2 protein-coding genes and 1 pseudogene are annotated in these 1,542 nt (G+C 66.5%); all 3 read right to left on the bottom strand.

Going from position 1 to position 1,542, the window contains the following annotated elements; genetic code table 11:
- Nucleotides 1-7: 7 nt before the first annotated feature.
- A complete protein-coding gene (locus ACLMAL_RS39515) occupies nucleotides 8-640 on the bottom strand; it encodes a class I SAM-dependent DNA methyltransferase (protein ID WP_412003751.1) in 633 nt (210 codons plus the stop codon).
- Complete coding sequence (locus ACLMAL_RS39510; protein WP_412003750.1) at nucleotides 637-1,389, bottom strand: PIG-L deacetylase family protein; 753 nt, start codon at nucleotides 1,387-1,389, stop codon at nucleotides 637-639. Before ACLMAL_RS39510 ends, ACLMAL_RS39515 begins: the two co-directional genes overlap by 4 nt.
- Nucleotides 1,371-1,542 (bottom strand): annotated as a pseudogene (locus ACLMAL_RS39505) (acyl-CoA dehydrogenase); the annotation flags it as partial. The gene ACLMAL_RS39510 and the pseudogene ACLMAL_RS39505, both read right to left, overlap by 19 nt.

The following is a 1,542-nucleotide window of genomic DNA, read 5'->3' as shown; positions in this document are numbered from 1 at the left end:
CGGTGTGTCACCTGATCCCTTCGGCCTGCGCGACGGATATCGGCTCGTGATCGACCGCCGTGAAGACATCGATGGACATGTCCTCGTCCCGGTAGTGCGCCAGCGTCGACAAGCCGCGAGTAGTGCACGCGATCGCGTGGACCTGATCACCGGACATCGGGTACTCCGGCACTTTTCGTCGCCAGTGCACGCACAGCACAGTGCCGCCGGGTTCGAGGTGTTCGACGGCGCGGTCGAACACCGCACGCAGGCTCGCGGCGTCGAGGTAATAGCAGACCTCACTGAAAACGATCAGGTCGAATCGCTCGTCGACCCATTCCTCGCCGAGTGCCCAGCGGCGGAATTCGACGGTGCCTCGCGTGGAGTAGGGCAGGCGCTCGACGCGGGACTTGGCCGAATCGAGCGCCTGCGCCACAACATCGGTGCACACCAGTCGATCGCAACGGGTGGTGAGTTCGGCGGAGAGGGTGCCTATCGAGCAGCCGGGTTCGAATGCATTGCGGTAGTGCGGCTTCGGTAGTGCCGCCATGGTCAGTGCCCGCTTGCGCTGTTCATACCAGCGCGTGGTGAACCCCCACGGATCGGAATCGCGGGCGTACATGTCGTCGAAATAGCCTGCCCTCAGGGGTGTCTCGCTCATAGGAAGAACGTTTCCGTCGGGCCGGTGAAGCGGTCGAGCAGGTGCGGCGGCAGGATCGGCTGGTCGGCGGGATCGTCCGACAGGGCACTGGCCTGGCTGCGGAAGTGCGCGATCGCGCGCGATTTGGCGTTGATGACGGCCTCCGGCAGCGTCAACGTCCGCACGCGGGTCACGAGGACCAGGGGGTGTTCGGGACTCGCCCAGTGCCACATCCACACCGGAAATTCGAGCAATCGGGTCGCGGTTCCGGCGCACGCCGCGGCCGCGGCCCGGCCGACGGCTTCGTGGTCGGGATGACCGTCACGCCGCCAGGTCGTCGCACACCAGCCGCCGGTGCGCCCGCATGCGGTGAGGATTTCCGCGAGAGCATCGGTCACTGCGGCTTGATGTGCCGTTACGGCGCCGTCTCCGATACCGAGCCGAATGGGTGGTTCGACACCCAGTTCAGCTGCCGCACGCAGAGATTCCTCGACACGGAGGTCGGCGAGTTCGGTCGGCGAGTAGGTGGGCGAACCGGGATGTGAGGCTTCTCCGTCGGTCACCGCGACCACCGTGACCGGCAGACCACGCGACCGCGCCAGCGCTATCAAACCCCCGGCTCCGAGTATCTCGTCGTCGGGATGCGGAGCAACGACGACCAAGTGTCGCCACCCGGCGAGGGACAGTTCGGGGCGACCACGCCGCCAGAGCGCCCAGACATCGTCCGGAGTACCGCGAACAGCAAGATCGATCAACGGCTCGGCAACCATGAGAACTCCTTTTCCGCGTAATCGCGGCCGAGATCGGCCAGGTCTCGCTCCGCATGACTCTGGCGGAGGTAGACGGTGAGGTCGGCGACACGCTGCGCGTGCTCGGCATCCGCGCACAGTGGACCGGCGCCGAGCGCGCGCCCGACACGGTCG

This window comes from Nocardia sp. CWNU-33, from assembly GCF_046764895.1.
GTDB lineage: Bacteria > Actinomycetota > Actinomycetes > Mycobacteriales > Mycobacteriaceae > Nocardia.
Note: the sequence above shows the minus strand (reverse complement) of the source record. Positions and strands in the feature narration are given on the sequence as shown.

What these genes read in the sequence shown, in the direction of transcription:
- ACLMAL_RS39515 (WP_412003751.1), bottom strand. Translation starts at nt 640, where the DNA reads ATGAGCGAGACACCCCTGAGGGCAGGCTATTTCGACGACATGTACGCC.
- ACLMAL_RS39510 (WP_412003750.1), bottom strand. Translation starts at nt 1,389, where the DNA reads ATGGTTGCCGAGCCGTTGATCGATCTTGCTGTTCGCGGTACTCCGGAC.